General features: G+C 70.4%; 17 protein-coding genes, 3 pseudogenes and 1 other annotated feature. Of the genes and pseudogenes, 13 read left to right on the top strand and 7 right to left on the bottom strand.

Going from position 1 to position 13985, the window contains the following annotated elements:
- Positions 1–45 precede the first annotated feature (45 nt).
- The 6 genes from AC3D3D_RS06015 to AC3D3D_RS05990 all read left to right on the top strand — a co-directional run bounded on the left by AC3D3D_RS06015 (position 46) and on the right by AC3D3D_RS05990 (position 4749).
- Positions 46–645, top strand: a complete 600-nt coding sequence (locus AC3D3D_RS06015; protein ID WP_463662662.1) for a DUF421 domain-containing protein — start codon at positions 46–48, stop codon at positions 643–645.
- 9 nt (positions 646–654) lie between these two features.
- Entirely contained in the window at positions 655–1740 is a 1086-nt protein-coding gene (ychF, locus tag AC3D3D_RS06010) for a redox-regulated ATPase YchF (protein WP_463662663.1), read from the top strand.
- A gap of 78 nt (positions 1741–1818) precedes the next feature.
- Positions 1819–2178, top strand: a complete 360-nt coding sequence (cmtR, locus tag AC3D3D_RS06005) for a Cd(II)/Pb(II)-sensing metalloregulatory transcriptional regulator CmtR (protein WP_012397799.1) — start codon at positions 1819–1821, stop codon at positions 2176–2178.
- Positions 2175–4088, top strand: a complete 1914-nt coding sequence (locus tag AC3D3D_RS06000) for a heavy metal translocating P-type ATPase (RefSeq protein ID WP_463662664.1) — start codon at positions 2175–2177, stop codon at positions 4086–4088. The genes cmtR and AC3D3D_RS06000 overlap by 4 nt, the downstream gene beginning before the upstream one ends.
- Positions 4085–4393: a hypothetical protein gene (locus AC3D3D_RS05995; protein ID WP_012397801.1), complete on the top strand. Its 309-nt coding sequence runs from the start codon at positions 4085–4087 to the stop codon at positions 4391–4393. Before AC3D3D_RS06000 ends, AC3D3D_RS05995 begins: the two co-directional genes overlap by 4 nt.
- A 224-nt stretch (positions 4394–4617) precedes the next feature.
- Entirely contained in the window at positions 4618–4749 is a 132-nt protein-coding gene (locus AC3D3D_RS05990; RefSeq protein ID WP_463662665.1) for a hypothetical protein, read from the top strand.
- A 9-nt stretch (positions 4750–4758) separates the two neighbouring features.
- Here AC3D3D_RS05990 and AC3D3D_RS05985 read toward each other — a convergent pair whose 3' ends face one another.
- The gene (locus tag AC3D3D_RS05985; RefSeq protein ID WP_463662666.1) at positions 4759–5661 is read right to left on the bottom strand and encodes an IS3 family transposase; all 903 of its coding nucleotides are present in this window, start codon (positions 5659–5661) and stop codon (positions 4759–4761) included.
- Positions 5662–5770: 109 nt separating this feature from the next.
- Between AC3D3D_RS05985 and AC3D3D_RS05980 the strand changes: the two are divergent.
- Positions 5771–6984 (top strand): annotated as a pseudogene (locus tag AC3D3D_RS05980) (IS3 family transposase); the annotation flags it as partial.
- Positions 6049–6192 (top strand) — a sequence feature (AL1L pseudoknot). It overlaps the preceding pseudogene by 144 nt.
- A gap of 61 nt (positions 6985–7045) precedes the next feature.
- Here the strand turns inward: AC3D3D_RS05980 and AC3D3D_RS05975 are convergent.
- Positions 7046–7339 (bottom strand): annotated as a pseudogene (locus AC3D3D_RS05975) (Tn3 family transposase); the annotation flags it as partial.
- On the opposite strand from AC3D3D_RS05975, the pseudogene AC3D3D_RS05970 reads away from it, so the two are divergent.
- Positions 7322–7735: pseudogene (locus AC3D3D_RS05970) on the top strand (transposase); the annotation flags it as partial. The pseudogenes AC3D3D_RS05975 and AC3D3D_RS05970 sit on opposite strands and share 18 nt — an antisense overlap.
- Positions 7736–7813: 78 nt before the next feature.
- Here AC3D3D_RS05970 and AC3D3D_RS05965 read toward each other — a convergent pair.
- Both AC3D3D_RS05965 and AC3D3D_RS05960 read right to left on the bottom strand, forming a co-directional pair.
- Positions 7814–8176 (bottom strand): TraR/DksA family transcriptional regulator, encoded by a 363-nt coding sequence (locus AC3D3D_RS05965; RefSeq protein ID WP_463661071.1) that lies wholly within the window; start codon positions 8174–8176, stop codon positions 7814–7816.
- A 155-nt stretch (positions 8177–8331) separates the two neighbouring features.
- Positions 8332–8895: a TetR/AcrR family transcriptional regulator gene (locus AC3D3D_RS05960; RefSeq protein WP_463661072.1), complete on the bottom strand. Its 564-nt coding sequence runs from the start codon at positions 8893–8895 to the stop codon at positions 8332–8334.
- Between the two features lie 90 nt (positions 8896–8985).
- Here AC3D3D_RS05960 and AC3D3D_RS05955 point away from each other — a divergent pair, with 90 nt between their 5' ends.
- Genes AC3D3D_RS05955 through AC3D3D_RS05945 form a run of 3 tightly spaced genes read left to right on the top strand, consistent with a single transcriptional unit; the run spans position 8986 to position 10855 of the window.
- Positions 8986–9525, top strand: coding sequence for a hypothetical protein (locus tag AC3D3D_RS05955; RefSeq protein WP_488512537.1), 540 nt, complete (start codon positions 8986–8988; stop codon positions 9523–9525).
- A gap of 50 nt (positions 9526–9575) precedes the next feature.
- A complete protein-coding gene (locus tag AC3D3D_RS05950) occupies positions 9576–10016 on the top strand; it encodes a YtoQ family protein (RefSeq protein ID WP_463661074.1) in 441 nt (146 codons plus the stop codon).
- A 44-nt stretch (positions 10017–10060) separates the two neighbouring features.
- On the top strand, positions 10061–10855 hold the full coding sequence (locus AC3D3D_RS05945) for an RAD23 family protein (protein WP_463661075.1): 795 nt from the start codon (positions 10061–10063) through the stop codon (positions 10853–10855).
- Here the strand turns inward: AC3D3D_RS05945 and AC3D3D_RS05940 are convergent.
- Positions 10794–11216, bottom strand: a complete 423-nt coding sequence (locus tag AC3D3D_RS05940) for a GNAT family N-acetyltransferase (RefSeq protein ID WP_463661076.1) — start codon at positions 11214–11216, stop codon at positions 10794–10796. The genes AC3D3D_RS05945 and AC3D3D_RS05940 overlap by 62 nt on opposite strands.
- A 171-nt stretch (positions 11217–11387) precedes the next feature.
- Between AC3D3D_RS05940 and AC3D3D_RS05935 the strand changes: the two genes are divergently transcribed.
- Complete coding sequence (locus AC3D3D_RS05935) at positions 11388–11909, top strand: DUF1877 domain-containing protein (RefSeq protein ID WP_488512534.1); 522 nt, start codon at positions 11388–11390, stop codon at positions 11907–11909.
- Between the two features lie 156 nt (positions 11910–12065).
- Positions 12066–12635: a helix-turn-helix domain-containing protein gene (locus tag AC3D3D_RS05930; protein WP_463661078.1), complete on the top strand. Its 570-nt coding sequence runs from the start codon at positions 12066–12068 to the stop codon at positions 12633–12635.
- 83 nt (positions 12636–12718) lie between these two features.
- Here the strand turns inward: AC3D3D_RS05930 and AC3D3D_RS05925 are convergent, their stop codons facing one another.
- On the bottom strand, positions 12719–13123 hold the full coding sequence (locus AC3D3D_RS05925; RefSeq protein WP_463661079.1) for a VOC family protein: 405 nt from the start codon (positions 13121–13123) through the stop codon (positions 12719–12721).
- A 1-nt stretch (position 13124) separates the two neighbouring features.
- Positions 13125–13964: an alpha/beta fold hydrolase gene (locus AC3D3D_RS05920; RefSeq protein WP_463661080.1), complete on the bottom strand. Its 840-nt coding sequence runs from the start codon at positions 13962–13964 to the stop codon at positions 13125–13127.
- Positions 13965–13985: the final 21 nt, after the last annotated feature.

Genomic DNA, 13985 nt, shown 5'->3' with positions numbered 1-13985 from the left:
TCGCGGGCGTGCCGGGTCGCGACCGCGCTAGCCAAGGAGCCGGCCGTGACACACGAGATCCTCACCTCGACCCTCGTCCAGGACCTGCTGCACATGCAGATCGGCCCTGTGGAGAAGTTCCTGCGCACGATCCTCGTCTACCTCGCGGTGGCGGTGATCGTGCGGGTGGCCGGCAAGCGGATGCTCGCGCAGATGAACAGCCTGGACCTCGTCGTCGTGCTGCTGCTGAGCGAGGCCATCCAGAACGCGATCATCGGTGACGACTTCTCGCTGACGGGCGCGGTCCTCGGCGTCGCCGTCCTCGTGGCCGTCAACGCAGGGCTCGAGCGGCTCGCTACCCGGGTGGGCTGGCTGGGGTTCCTGCTCGAGGGGCGAGACACCGTGCTCATCGAGGGCGGGGTGGTCGACGAGCGAGCCCTGCGCCGCCTGGGCATGACGCGCACCGAGCTGGAGATCGTGCTGAGGACCCAGGGGGCCGATGCGGCCACCGAGGTCGAGCGGGCCACGATCACGCCCGGCGGGCAGGTCGCGGTCGACCTGCGGCCCGAGGACCGCAGCGTGAGCCGCGCCGAGCTCGACGCCGCGGTACGAGAGATCCGCGACCTCCTCGCGCGCAGGGGTGAGGGCGCGGGTCCGGGCGCCTAGACTCCCCGGGTGGCTCTCACCATCGGAATCGCCGGCCTGCCCAACGTCGGCAAGTCGACCCTGTTCAACGCGCTGACCCGCGCGACCGTGCTCGCGGCGAACTACCCGTTCGCCACGATCGAGCCCAACGTCGGCGTCGTGCCGCTGCCCGACCCGCGTCTGGCGGAGCTCGCACGGATCTTCGGCTCGGAGAAGATCCTGCCCGCCACGGTGTCGTTCGTCGACATCGCCGGGATCGTCAAGGGCGCCAGCGAGGGGGAGGGGCTCGGCAACCAGTTCCTCGCCAACATCCGCGAGGCGGACGCGATCTGCCAGGTCACCCGGGCGTTCAGCGACCCCGACGTGGTGCACGTCGACGGCAAGGTCGACCCCGCGGCGGACATCGAGACGATCACCACCGAGCTCGTGCTCGCCGACCTGCAGACCCTGGAGAAGGCGATCCCCAGGCTGGAGAAGGAGGCCCGCATCAAGAAGGGCGAACCCGAGGTGCTCGCGACGGCGAAGGCCGCCGTGGAGATCCTCGAGCGCGGCGAGACGCTGTCCGCCGCCGGGGCGGCCGCGGGACTGGACCCCGAGATCCTGCGTTCCTTCCAGCTGATGACGACCAAGCCGTTCATCTACGTCTTCAACACCGACGACGACGGCCTGGCCGACGAGGCCATGCAGCAGCGGCTGCGTGAGCTCGTCGCACCCGCGGAGGCGATCTTCCTCGACGCGAAGTTCGAGTCCGAGCTCGTCGAGCTCGAGCCCGACGAGGCGGCGGAGATGCTCGCCGAGTCCGGTCAGGACGAGGCGGGCCTCGACCAGCTCGCTCGGGTCGGCTTCCGCACGCTCGGCCTGCAGACCTACCTCACGGCCGGCCCCAAGGAGTCGCGCGCCTGGACGATCGGCCAGGGCTGGAAGGCGCCACAGGCCGCGGGCGTCATCCACACCGACTTCGAGAAGGGCTTCATCAAGGCCGAGGTCATCAGCTACGACGACCTCATCGAGGCCGGCTCCGTCGCCGAGGTCAGGTCCCGCGGCAAGGCCCGGATGGAGGGCAAGGACTACGTCATGCAGGACGGGGACGTGGTGGAATTTCGTTTCGCCGTATAACCTCTGGCGTCGATTGAGCGGTCTGACCTGCCGATGCGATGAGCAAAATAGGTCAGCAGTCACTGTATAGTTCAGTGCATGCTGACCATTGCTTCACGCCTCGACGTCATGCACCGGCTCGGCCGAGCCATGGCGGACCCGACGCGATCCCGGATCCTGATGACCCTGCTCGACGGCCCGAGCTATCCGGCGGTGCTGTCGCGCGAGCTGGAGCTGACCCGGTCGAACGTGTCGAACCACCTGACCTGTCTGCGCGACTGTGGCATCGTGGCCGCCGAGCCCGAGGGACGGCAGACGCGCTACGAGATCGCCGACCCGCACCTCGCTGCGGCGCTCACGGCGCTCGTGGATGTGACGCTGGCCGTCGACGAGCACGCGCCATGCGTTGATGACCAGTGCCCGGTGCCGGGCTGCTGCGGGACGGGGGCAGGCGCATGAGCGCGGCGTGCGGCTGCGACGAGCCCGAGACCACGGTCGGCGAAGCAGTTGAGGAGGTGCAGGAGCGACCCTGGTGGCGGGACCGCGGGATCATGGTCCCGGTCCTCTCCGGCGTCGCTTTCCTGACCGGTCTCGTCCTGGAGTGGTCCGGGCTCGAGATCCTGGCGCTGGTGCTGTTCTGGCTCGGTCTGCTGCTGGGAGCGTCGACGTTCACCCCGGGCGCGATCCGCAAACTGTTCAAGCGCAAGCTCGGCATCAGCCTGCTGATGACGATCAGCGCCATTGGCGCGGTGATCCTCGGCTACGTCGAGGAGGCCGCCGCCCTGGCGTTCCTGTACTCGATCGCTGAGGCGCTGGAGGACAAGGCGATGGACCGCGCCCGCGGCGGGCTCCGGGCGCTGCTCAAGCTCGTCCCTGAGACAGCGACCATCCGCCGCGACGGCGCGTCGGTCGAGGTCGCCGCGAAAGACCTCCAGGTGGGCCAGCTGATGCTGGTGCGGCCGGGCGAACGGATCGCGACCGACGGCGTCGTGGTCACGGGTCGTTCGAGTTTGGATACGTCTGCGATCACTGGAGAGTCGATCCCGGTCGAGGTCGAGCTGGGAGATGCAGTCTCGGCCGGTGCAATCAACTCCGCCGGCGCGCTGGAAGTCGAGACGACCGCGGCGGGCACCGACAACTCGCTGACCACGATCGTGGAGCTCGTCGAGCAGGCGCAGGCCGAGAAGGGAGACCGCGCCCGCCTCGCCGACCGCATCGCCCGACCCCTCGTCCCTGGTGTGCTCGTCCTCGCCGTCCTGGTGGCGCTGATCGGTTCGCTGTTCGGCGACCCCGAGCTGTGGGTCACTCGCGCCCTGGTCGTCCTCGTGGCGGCGTCGCCGTGCGCGCTGGCGATCTCCGTGCCGCTGACCGTGGTCGCCGCGATCGGCTCGGCGAGCAAGTTCGGCGTGATCATCAAGTCCGGTGCCGCGTTCGAGCGCTTCGGCGTGATCCGCCACGTCGCCGTCGACAAGACCGGCACCCTCACCCGAAACGAGCCCGTCGTCACCGCCGTTCTCACCGCCGACGGGACCACCGAGGCGCAGGCGCTGGCGTGGGCGGCCGCGCTGGAGCAACACAGCACCCACCCGCTCGCGGCCGCGATCACCGCCGCCGCGCCGGGGGCCTCAGTAGCCGAGGACGTGACCGAGCAGGCCGGGCACGGCATCGAGGGCAAGCTCGACGGCGCGCGGATCACGGTCGGCAGCCCCCGCTGGCTGGACGCCGGGACGCTCGGCGACCGGGTCGCAGGGCTGGAAGAGCAGGGCATGACGGTCGTCATCGTGCACCGCGACGGCGAGCCGGTCGCTGCGATCGGCGTCCGCGACGAGCTGCGCCTGGAGGTCCCGGAGGTCGTCCGCACGCTCGCCGCGCAGTGCATCGGGGTCACGATGCTCACCGGCGACAACGCCCGCACCGCCCGCGCTCTCGCGGCGCAGGCCGGGATCGAGGACGCGCGCGCCGAGCTGCGCCCCGAGGACAAGGCCGCTGCGATCGCTGAGCTCGGCCAGCATGGTTCGGTGGCGATGATCGGCGACGGCATCAACGACGCCCCCGCCCTCGCCGCCGCGGACATCGGGATCGCGATGGGCGCGACCGGGTCGGATGCCGCGATCGAGTCGGCCGATGTCGCGTTCACCGGGCACGACCTGCGGCTGCTGCCGCGCGCGTTCGACCATGCCCGGCGCGGACGGCACATCATCAACCAGAACATCATCCTGTCGCTGCTGATTATCATCGCCCTGCTCCCGCTCGCCCTCTTCGGCGTCCTGGGACTCGCTGCCGTGGTGCTCGTGCACGAGATCGCGGAGGTCATCGTGATCCTCAATGGCTTGCGCGCGGCCCGGCCCCGGAAGGAGCAGATCGCATGAAGGTCGAACTGCTGCACATCGTCGACTGCCCGAACACGGCCATCGCCGAAGCAAACGCGCGCGCCGCGCTGGATGCCGCCGAGCTCGCGGAAGTGCCCATCGAGCTGGTAACGATCCACACCGAGACCGAAGCGGCGAACACCCGATTCGGAGGCTCGCCCACGATCCTCGTCGACGGCGTCGACCTGTTTCCGACGCAACCGGTTCGCTCGCTCGCGTGCCGGGTCTACGCGACTGAGCGCGGGTACGCCGGTGCACCGACTCCGTCTCAGATCGAGGAGGCGTTGCACGAGACCTATCGTTGACGTCGAACGCAAGCTGTCGGTCCCGGACGCGGGGCCGAGCGCTTCACTGCACACCTCAAGAGGGTGGTATGTACCGGAAATCGGTGGAGTGGAGATTCGCGCTGTAGGGATTGGTCGCCGCGCGGAGCATCGTAGTGAGCGCGGGTTAGTCGGCTGACGCGCCTCGGGCAAGCAATAGCCGGAAGTGCTTCAGGAACTGCTTCTTGTAGTGGCAGGATCGAGCCATGGATGTCCTCGCGCTGGTGATCTCGGCCCTGTCGCTGCTGATCGCCGGCGTCGGCACTTACCAAGCGAACAAGCGCGCGAACGAGGCACTCGCCGAGTCGCGCAAGGGGGTCTGCTGCACGGATAGGTGACAGGTTGGGTCACGCAGCCTGGGTGGCTGGCGTGGTGATGATGGTCTCGTACTCGATGGGGGTCAACCGGCCGAGGGCGTCCTGTCGTCGACGGCGGTGGTAGGTCCTTTCGATCCAGGTGACGATTGCGATTCGGAGTTCTTCGCGGTTGGTCCAGGGGCGGCGGTCCAGGACATTCTTCTGGAGCAGGCTGAAGAAGCTCTCCATGGCTGCGTTGTCGCCGGCTGCGCCGACGCGGCCCATCGATCCGACCATGTCGTGGCGGTTGAGGGCGTGGACGAATCTCCGGCTGCGGAATTGCGACCCGCGGTCCGAGTGCACGATGCAGCCGGCGACGTCACCGCGCCTGGCGACGGCGTTGTCGAGCGCCGCCACGGCCAGGCGTGACTTCATCCGGGAGTCGATGGAGTAGCCGACGATCCGGTTGGAGTAGGCGTCCTTGATCGCGCACAGGTAGAGCTTCCCTTCACCGGTGCGGTGCTCGGTGATGTCAGTGAGCCACAGCTCGTTGACGGCGGGGGCGGTGAACTGATGCCGGATCCTGCCCTTGTCGTCGGCCACGGCGCAGAGGTCGTCGTGGACCGGCGGGCCGGGCCTCTTGCCGTTCTTGCCGCGCTTCTTGCCGAACGCGCTCCACCAGCCCTGCCGCGAGCAGATTCGCCATGCGGTCCGCTCGGCCATGGGCTCACCGGCTTCGCGGGCTTCGTCGACCAGGAAGCGGTACCCGAACTCCGGGTCATCGCGGTGGGCGTCGAACAGGGCGTTGGCACGATATGCATGTTCGTACTCCGCGGCCGTAACTGGGTGGGTGAGCCAGCGGTAGTAGGGCTGACGTGCGACTTTGAGCACCCGGCACGTCACCGTGACGGGGATCCCGTCTTCGGCCAGCTCGCGGACGAGCGGGTACATCATTTTCCCGGCAGGTTCGCCTGCGACAGATACGCGGCCGCACGGCGCAGGACCTCGTTCTGTTGCGCCCCGGGTCTGATGGAGGCTCTCATTCCACGGAAGGATGAGAGTCATGGCTGCACCGAGGAAGTACCCGGACGAGCTGCGTGAGCGCGCGATCCGGATGGCTGTCGACCTAAGGCGTGATCCGGCCGCCAAGACCGGCGCGCTGCGTCGGGTCGCTGACCAGCTCGGGATCAACCCCGAGACCCTGCGCAACTGGGTCACCCAGGCCGAGGTCGATGCCGGCGATCGGCCCGGAACCACGACGGCGGAGCAGACGCGGATCACCGAGCTCGAGCGTGAGGTTCGCGAGTTGCGGCGGGCGAACGAGATCTTGCGGACCGCGTCAGCGTTTTTCGCCGCGGCGGAGCTCGACCGCAAGATCAAGTGAGTACCGCGGTGCTGGTCGACTACATCGATCAGCACCGCGAGGCGTTCGGAGTCGAGCCGATCTGCAGGGTCCTTGCCGGTGCAGGGATGCAGGTCGCTCCGAGCACGTACTACGCGGCCAAGACGCGGACGCCGTCGCGCAGGTCGGTCACCGACGCGGCCACGACGACCCTGATCGAGCAGGTGCACGCGGAGAACTACGGCGTCTACGGTGCCCGCAAGGTCCATGCCGAACTGCGCCGGCGCGGGCAGCCGGTGGCGCGCTGCACGGTCGAACGCCTCATGCGAACCGCCGGGCTGCGCGGCATCAGCCGCGCCAAGGGGCCACGCACCACGATCTCGGGCAGCGGGCCCGAGACCCGCCCGGACCTTGTCGAGCGCGACTTCACCGCCACCGCCCCGAACCGGCTGTGGGTCTGCGACATCACCTACTGCCGCACGTTCTCCGGCTGGGCGTATGCCGCCTTCGTCACCGACGTCTACTCCCGCCGGGTGGTCGGCTGGCAGCTGTCGAAGTCGCTGCGCACCGACCTGGCACTGGACGCCCTGGAGATGGCGATCTGGACCCGCACCCGCGACGGGCACGACGTCACCGGGCTGACGCACCACAGCGACAAGGGAGTCCAATATGTCGCTATTCGCTACACGCAACGTCTGGCCGAGGCCGGCGCGGTCGCCTCGGTTGGCTCGACGGGCGACTCGTATGACAATGCCGCCGCTGAGGCGTTCAACTCGTTGTTCAAGGCCGAGCTCGTGCGCAACAAGGGGCCCTGGAAGACGATCGACGACCTCGAGATCGCCACCGCGGAGTACATCGACTGGTTCAACCATCGACGCTTGCACGGCGAGATCGGCATGGTCCCGCCCGCCGAGCTCGAGGACACCTACTACCGTCACAACACCGCTCCGACTACCGTCGAAGCGTCAGTTCCGAGCCTCCACCGAACCCGGGGCGCAACACCTCGGTCGCCGACTGCGCCAGCAGCGCCAGCAGAATCGGGTACCGACGCTGCGGCTCGCGCCGGGCCAACGCCTGCCCCGTCAAGCGACGGCCCACCGTGGCCAGAAACCGCCTTCGCTCCGCCGGTAACACCGACAGGTCCAAAGTGTGTGCGTCCAGACCGCGCAGGAACGCCAGCTTGCCGACCTCGGCCTTCACCGCCGCCGGCGACGCCTCCACCGGCCCCGTGCCCAGCCACCGCAGTCGGGTCATTCCGACCGCCGTGTCGGTCACCAGCAACTCGTCCAGCCCGATGCTGCAGCCGTGCACGCACAGTTCGAGCGGCTGCTCGACTACGTCGGCGAGAAACTCCCGACCGTGGCCGAACACCTCGATACAGCCCGCGCCGATCTGCTCGCGTTCACCGCGTTCCCCAAGGACGTGTGGGTCCAGATCTGGTCGAACACCCCCACCGAGCGCCTGAACAAGGAAATCCGTCGCCGCACCGACTCCGTCGGCATCTTCCCTACCCGCGACGCCATCGTCCGCCTCGTCGGCGCAGTGCTGGCCGAGCAGACCGACGAATGGGCCGAAGGACGCCACTACCTCGGCCTGGACGTCCTGGTCCGCTGCCGTCTCAGCGTCGTACCCGACACCGCCAGCGAGGAGGTGACCACCAACTCCCTGCCAGCCCTGACCGCCTGACCCCCAAGCGAAGGATCGCTACACCACGGCCAGGGACTTGACCGCGCGATCGGGCGGTGCCCCCAGAGGCCGGCCGGCTCAGCTCGCGCACCCGACGCAGGTGGTCGCCTCGGGCCGGACCGCGAGCCGGGCCGGCGGGATGGGGCGGCCGCAGACCGCGCACCGCCCGCCGTCGCCCCGGTCGCGCCGGGCGAGCGCCTCGTCGATCCGCTCCAGCGCCTCGAGCCGCATCCGCCGCAGCCCCTCGAGCCGCGACCACTGCGCGGACAAGGGCTCACCCTCGGGATCGTGCTCGTCGTCGTCGGAGCCACCACGGCGCGCGCGTCGGAGCGCGTCGAGCTCCTGCTCGACCTCGTCGAGGCTCGCGGCCACCTTCGCGCGGCGGGCCTCGATGTCGCCGCCGAGGCGGTCGTTGGCGTGCGTGGGCGTGCCACCGGTCATCGACCCAGTGTGCTCCAGCCGCGCGGCTTCGCCCAGACCGCGGCCTGAGCCGGCCCCGGCCCCGCCGGTAGCCGCGCGTCGAGGCCTCGCAGCGGTGACCAGCCCCTGCGGCGAGGCGGCCGACGAGCGCGACGACGCGCCCCGACCGCGCGCGGTCAGCTGCCCGCGCGGCCCAGCACGAGGTCCGCGGCCCGGTCGAGGACCCGGCGGCGGGTGAACGGCCCGTGGTCCGCGGCGAGCACGTGAGAGCCGATCGCGGCGGTGAAGGCCAGCAGGCTGCGTGCCTCGACCTCCTCCTCGTCCGTGCAGAAGGTCCGCATGGTCGCCCGCAGGAGCTCCATCCGCTGGTTGTCCACCCGGCGCAACCGGTCGGCGGCGCGCGCGTCGCGACGGGACCACTCGCGGATCGCGAGGTCGAGGGGCAGCAGGCGGTCGTCGGAGAAGGTGAGCGCCGCCGCTCGTCGGGCTCGGCCCGCAGGTGAGGCGTCCTCGCGGTCGAGCGTGGCGAGGACGTCGTCGATCGCCTCGGTCTCCCAGGCGTCGAGCATCGCCTCGAGCAACGCCTCCCGGCCGCGGAAGTGCCCGTAGAACCCGCCCTTGGTGACATGGAGGCGCTTGGCCAACGCCTCGACCCGCACCGCCTCGGGGCCGCCGGACGCGAGCGCCGCCAGCCCCTCCTCGACCCAACGCTCGCGCGACGTCACCGTCCTTCCGGCCACGGTCATCCCCTTCCGCCTATTCGATGTACGCCACCGTATGCATGGCGCTACAGTCGATGTGTACGCCACCGTATATCGAAAGGCGAGAAGATGACGGAGCAGATGTCCACGGAGCCCCGGGTCGCCCGGGCGGTCGGCGTCGACGCGGTCGGACCGACGTCGCTGGCGCGCGGGGGCCTGACGAGGACCGACTACGCGGACCGCTTCACGATCAGCCCCGTCGACGCGACGGCGGCGACGCCGGAAGGGTGGGCCCGCGCCATGTTCGGTGACGAGCCCGACGTCGTGGAGCGGTTGATCTGGCAGGTGTTCCTGCAGCTGCGCCTGGCGCGCGGGCGCGCCGCCTCGACGGTCGCCGGCTGGCGCATCGGTGAGCGCGGCGACGGCTGGGTGCGGCTCGAGACCGGGTCGTGGGCCATCGCCACCGCACTCGTCGTCGCCGCCACGGACTCGGAGGTCTCCTTGACGACGATGTTCCGGTACGACCGTCGGCCCGGCGGCGTGGTCTGCCGGCCGCTGTCCGCCGTGCACCGCCGCCTTGCCCCGGGCCTGTTGCGCGGGGCCGTAAGAACAGTCGCGCGTGCGGGCAATGGTGCGGTGGCACTCCGTGCCGAACCGGTGGCATGGTGAGGTCGAGAGCGGGCCACGCCCGACCGCACGACCCCGAGGAGCCTTCGGAGATGAGCTTTTCCGTCTACCTGTCCGGTGAGATCCACACGGACTGGCGCGAGGAGATCCAGCGCGGCGCCGAGGCGGCCGGGCTGGACATCACCTTCACCGCACCGGTGACCGACCACCCCGCCAGCGATGCCGCGGGCGACCACCTGGGGGAGACCCCGAGCCAGTTCTGGCGCGACCACCAGTCCGCGAAGGTCAACGCCATTCGCACGCGCACCCTCATCGAGCAGGCCGATCTCGTGGTCGTCCGCTTCGGGGACAAGTACAAGCAGTGGAACGCCGCCTTCGACGCCGGCTACTGCGCCGCGCTCGGCAAGCCCTACATCACCCTCCACGACGAGGACATCATTCACGCGCTCAAGGAGGTCGACGCCGAGGCGCAGGCCTGGTGCACGACCACCGACCAGGTCGTGGAGACGCTGCGCTACGTCCTCAAGGGTTGAGGAGGGCGGCCGGGGCGCCCCGGTGCCGCGAATACGATGACGGCATGAGGCGTAGGTGCGTCGCGCGCGCGACCCTCGGCATCGCCGTCGCGCTGTCGCTCACCGCCTGCGGGGACGGCGCCGACTCGAGCAGCGAGACCTCGGCGGCACCTGATCCGACGGACGCCTCGACGTCAGATGCGCCGTCGGCCCCCACGGACGACCCGACGACGGAACCGGCCACCGAGGCCGGGTCCGACCCGACCCCGGGGCCGACGTCGGAGCCCGCCTCCGAGTCCTCGTCGGATCCGGACGAGGGGCGTTTCACCGCGACGACCCCCGCCGGGGGGACCGAGCTGAGCGTCGAGGTCCCCGACGGCTGGGACGCCTACGGGGCGGACGAAGCCATCATCGAGTACGACCTCATCACCGTCACGCGGGGCGCGGGCCCGCCGGAGGACCCGCTCTACTACGTGGTCTTCTCGGACTTCGACGTCGGTCTCGATGCCGCAGGGACACGAGACGTGCTCAGGGAGGAGGCTGCGGCTGCGAGCTGGACCGAGTCTGTCGTCGACCTGGACGCCAGCACCATCGACGGCGTCGAGTTCGGCGGGTTCGAGGCGGTGCAGCAGGGCCCGACGACCCGGGTGAGGTCGCAGAACTGGATCGGCGAGCTGGACGACACGGTGCTCAACATCTACATCTCGAGCACCCACGGGGACGAGGAGCTCCCGCCGGATCTGTTCGAGATCCGCGATTCGCTCACGATCGCCCCCGCCGCCCCTGAGGTCGACCGGCTCAGGCTCGGTCGAACCGGACGAATGCCCGGACCGGGTGCTCGAGCTCGCCGGCCTCGGTGAACCCCAGCGACTCGTAGAAGGCGCGCTGCCCGGGCTCGTCGTCGGTGAGCAGCACCTGCTGGCGCACGTGCGCGAACGGGGAGAGCGCGAGCCGGAACAGCTCACCGCCGATGCCCCGGCGCCGGTGGCTCGGGGCGACGAGGATGTCCTGCAGGTAGGCGATCGTGTGCCCGTCGCCGACGACCCTCGCGAGCCCGACGAGGCGCCCGGAGTCTCGGGCCGTCGCGACGGCGGCGGAGCCGGCGACGGCGGCCGCCAGGCGGTCGGGCTCCCTCGTGTGGGCGGTCCAGCCGACGGCGTCGTACAGCTCGGTGAGTTCGGCCCGCGTCGGGGTGTCGTCGAGCCGGAACGTCGGTGGCATCCCGCCATGCTGTCAGGAGGCGGGAGGGATCCCGTCCTGGTTCCACGCGCAGCGACGTCCTGCCGGCACCACGTGAAGGCGACGTCCCCACAGGTCCCGGGGCGGCGGAGCCATTCACAGTCCCGTGCCCGCGCGCGATGCCGGGTGTCGGTGTTCCGCGAGCATCGCGGCATGGGAATCCGGTACTACGCCTACGCGTTCGAGGCTGCGCAGACCGAGCGGGCACGTGCGGATCCGAGCTCAGTCATCGGTGAGGATCCGCTCGCCGACGCCTGGGGGCTCGAACCGTGCTCGACGGGCGGCGCGACGGACTTCCGACAGGTCGTTCCGGAGCGCGACCTGCTCTACCTCGACACGGCGTGGTCGTCGCTGCAGTACCTGACCGTTGGCCCTGACGGGAGCCCCTCAGGGGCACGGCCCGCCCACCGGATGTTCGAGGGGGCTGTCCGATGGACCGACTATGGGTGGGAGGGGTGGACACGCGCGATCACCCCGTGCGAGGCAGCAAGCATCTTGCCCGACCTGCGCGACCTGCTCGAGGCGTACGAGCCGATGCCCTCAGAGACGGAGGACCCCTCCGAAGATGGAGACGAGTCGAGATCCGACTACGTCGGCCCGTACCTCGCCCGTGCGCATGAGTTCGTGGCCGGAGTGGTGGCGGACGGTCGAGGGTTCGTCTACCTCATCGGCTGAGCGGTTCGTCTCGTGGTCCTGGTGGCAGTCCTCGTCATGCGTGAAGGTCGGCGTCGGGTCCTCAGGGTGGCGGTTCATGCTCGCACTGTCGTTTGCGGAAGCTTCACTAGGATTGCAGTAGTGCAAACGGCGGGTCGGCGGGAACGGGGGTGCGCGATGGGCGACGACGAGGTGCTCGATTCCGTGGGGCCCAGGCTCCGTGGATTCCGACAGGCGCTCGGGTGGAGCCTGACCGAGCTGGCGGAACGCACGGGGCTCACGGCCAGCACGATCTCGCGTCTGGAGCGGGGGCTGGTGCGTCCGGGCCTGGAGCATCTGCTGCCGCTCGCCCGGGTCTACGGGCTGCCGCTCGACGAGCTCGTGGCTGCCCCGCGCGTCGGCGACCCGCGGGTCCACCTCAAGCCGGTCCGCCGGCACGGTCTGACGTTCATCCCCCTGGGCGTGCAGGCGGGAGGCGTGCAGGGCTTCAAGGTGATCTACCCGCCCGCGCCGCGGGCTGGTACGCCGCGCTACAACACCCATCCTGGACGCGAATGGATGTACGTCCTTAGCGGTGCGGTGACGCTCGCGCTGTCCGATCAGCGCACCGTGCTCGAGGCGGGCGAGGCCGCCGAGTTCGACACGATGACGCCGCACTGGCTCGCCAACGTTCACTCGGACCGGCCCGCCGAGATCCTCGCGCTGTACGGGGTCGAGGGAGAACGGGTGCACGTCACCGACGTCTGAGGTCGTCGTTCGCCCGCACCCGTCGTGGCGACATCGGTAAGAAGCGGGGTCCGGGGGCGCGGCGTCGGGGGCTCGACACCCGATCAGCGGTCCGGCTCCGGTCGCGGCGCGAAGACCCGGAAGCGGTTGCCGTCGGGATCGCGCATCTCGATCCACCGGACGCCGTCCTCGTCGTGCTCGGCCCCGCGCGTGGCACCCAGCTCCTCGGCGCGGTCGGCGACGTCGCGCCACCGGCTCGCGTCGGCGTCCTCGCGGTGGATGTCGAGCGCGACGGGTGCGGTTCCGGCGGCGACGTCGTCGCAGCGTTCGATGATCCAGGTGATCGGGCCGACCTCGTGGTCGAGGTCGAGCATGACCACCTCGTCCGAGGCGCCGTCCGCGATCGGCAGGCCCATCACCCGGGACCAGAAGGCGCCGAGGCGGCGCGGGTCGGGCGTCATCATCGAGATCATGCCGAGCGTGGCTCGAGGGGCGGTGGTCGCAGTCATGTCAGAGCTCCAGCATCTCCGCTGCGACAGCGTCCGCAGCGGTAACGGGGATCGTCGTCGAGGTGTCGTCGAGCACGAGGAGGCGAGCGTCCGGGATCTCCCGCGCCAGCGCCTCGCCGTTGCCGACCGGGAAGAACGGGTCGCGCCTGCCGTGCACCACCAGCGTGGGCACGGAGAGCTCGCCGAGGCGCTCGCGCCAGCGTGGGGTGCAGTCGAGCCTGGCGAACACCGTCCCCAGCTGGTTGGCCATGTGCACGGCGGGCAGGGTGCTCGGCGTGCGGTCCCACACCCGGGCAGCGATGGTCGACGCCACCGCGGGGTCGTCGCCCAGGATGTCGGCGCCGGCTGCGGCGTGGGCCACGACCGCATCGCGGTCCGACCAGTCGGGCAGGGGGCTGGAGAACAGTCGGTCCATCGTGGCCGGGTCGTGGTCGGGCAGATCGCCGTCGACCGGTCCCGGCGCGACCGGTCGGGTGCCGATGAGCGTGAGCGCCGAGAACGACCCCGGGTGGTCGAGGGCGGCGACCTGGGCGACCATCCCGCCGACCCCGATGCCCGCCAGGTGGACCGGCCGATCGTCGAGCGCGCCGGCGAGTGCCGCGGCGTCGGCGGCGAGGTCCCGCAGCGTGTACGCCGGATCCTCGGGGTCGACGGTGGTCGACGCGCCCGAGTCCCGCAGGTCGTAACGCACGACGTGGCGACCGCCGCGAGCGAGGGCCTCGCACAGTGCGTCCGGCCAGGACAGCATGGTGGTGCCCCCTGCGCACAGGAGCGGGGGTGCCGCCGGGTCGCCGTAGTGCTCGACCCCGAGCCGCACGCCGTTCACCTCGCGAGTCGTCATCGCGGCGGCCCACCCGGCAAG

Source organism: Georgenia sp. X1117 (genome assembly GCF_057784635.1).
The sequence above is the reverse complement of the archived record's forward strand: the minus strand, read 5'-3'. Positions and strand labels throughout refer to the sequence as shown.

What these genes read in the sequence shown, in the direction of transcription:
- AC3D3D_RS05995 (WP_012397801.1), top strand. Translation starts at nt 4,085, where the DNA reads ATGAAGGTCGAACTGCTGCACATCGTCGACTGCCCGAACACGGCCATC.
- cmtR (WP_012397799.1), top strand. Translation starts at nt 1,819, where the DNA reads ATGCTGACCATTGCTTCACGCCTCGACGTCATGCACCGGCTCGGCCGA.
- AC3D3D_RS05950 (WP_463661074.1), top strand. Translation starts at nt 9,576, where the DNA reads ATGAGCTTTTCCGTCTACCTGTCCGGTGAGATCCACACGGACTGGCGC.
- AC3D3D_RS05990 (WP_463662665.1), top strand. Translation starts at nt 4,618, where the DNA reads ATGGATGTCCTCGCGCTGGTGATCTCGGCCCTGTCGCTGCTGATCGCC.
- AC3D3D_RS05930 (WP_463661078.1), top strand. Translation starts at nt 12,066, where the DNA reads ATGGGCGACGACGAGGTGCTCGATTCCGTGGGGCCCAGGCTCCGTGGA.
- AC3D3D_RS05935 (WP_488512534.1), top strand. Translation starts at nt 11,388, where the DNA reads ATGGGAATCCGGTACTACGCCTACGCGTTCGAGGCTGCGCAGACCGAG.
- AC3D3D_RS05945 (WP_463661075.1), top strand. Translation starts at nt 10,061, where the DNA reads ATGAGGCGTAGGTGCGTCGCGCGCGCGACCCTCGGCATCGCCGTCGCG.
- AC3D3D_RS05955 (WP_488512537.1), top strand. Translation starts at nt 8,986, where the DNA reads ATGACGGAGCAGATGTCCACGGAGCCCCGGGTCGCCCGGGCGGTCGGC.
- AC3D3D_RS05965 (WP_463661071.1), bottom strand. Translation starts at nt 8,176, where the DNA reads ATGACCGGTGGCACGCCCACGCACGCCAACGACCGCCTCGGCGGCGAC.
- AC3D3D_RS06000 (WP_463662664.1), top strand. Translation starts at nt 2,175, where the DNA reads ATGAGCGCGGCGTGCGGCTGCGACGAGCCCGAGACCACGGTCGGCGAA.
- AC3D3D_RS05985 (WP_463662666.1), bottom strand. Translation starts at nt 5,661, where the DNA reads ATGATGTACCCGCTCGTCCGCGAGCTGGCCGAAGACGGGATCCCCGTC.
- AC3D3D_RS05940 (WP_463661076.1), bottom strand. Translation starts at nt 11,216, where the DNA reads ATGCCACCGACGTTCCGGCTCGACGACACCCCGACGCGGGCCGAACTC.
- AC3D3D_RS05920 (WP_463661080.1), bottom strand. Translation starts at nt 13,964, where the DNA reads ATGACGACTCGCGAGGTGAACGGCGTGCGGCTCGGGGTCGAGCACTAC.
- AC3D3D_RS05925 (WP_463661079.1), bottom strand. Translation starts at nt 13,123, where the DNA reads ATGACTGCGACCACCGCCCCTCGAGCCACGCTCGGCATGATCTCGATG.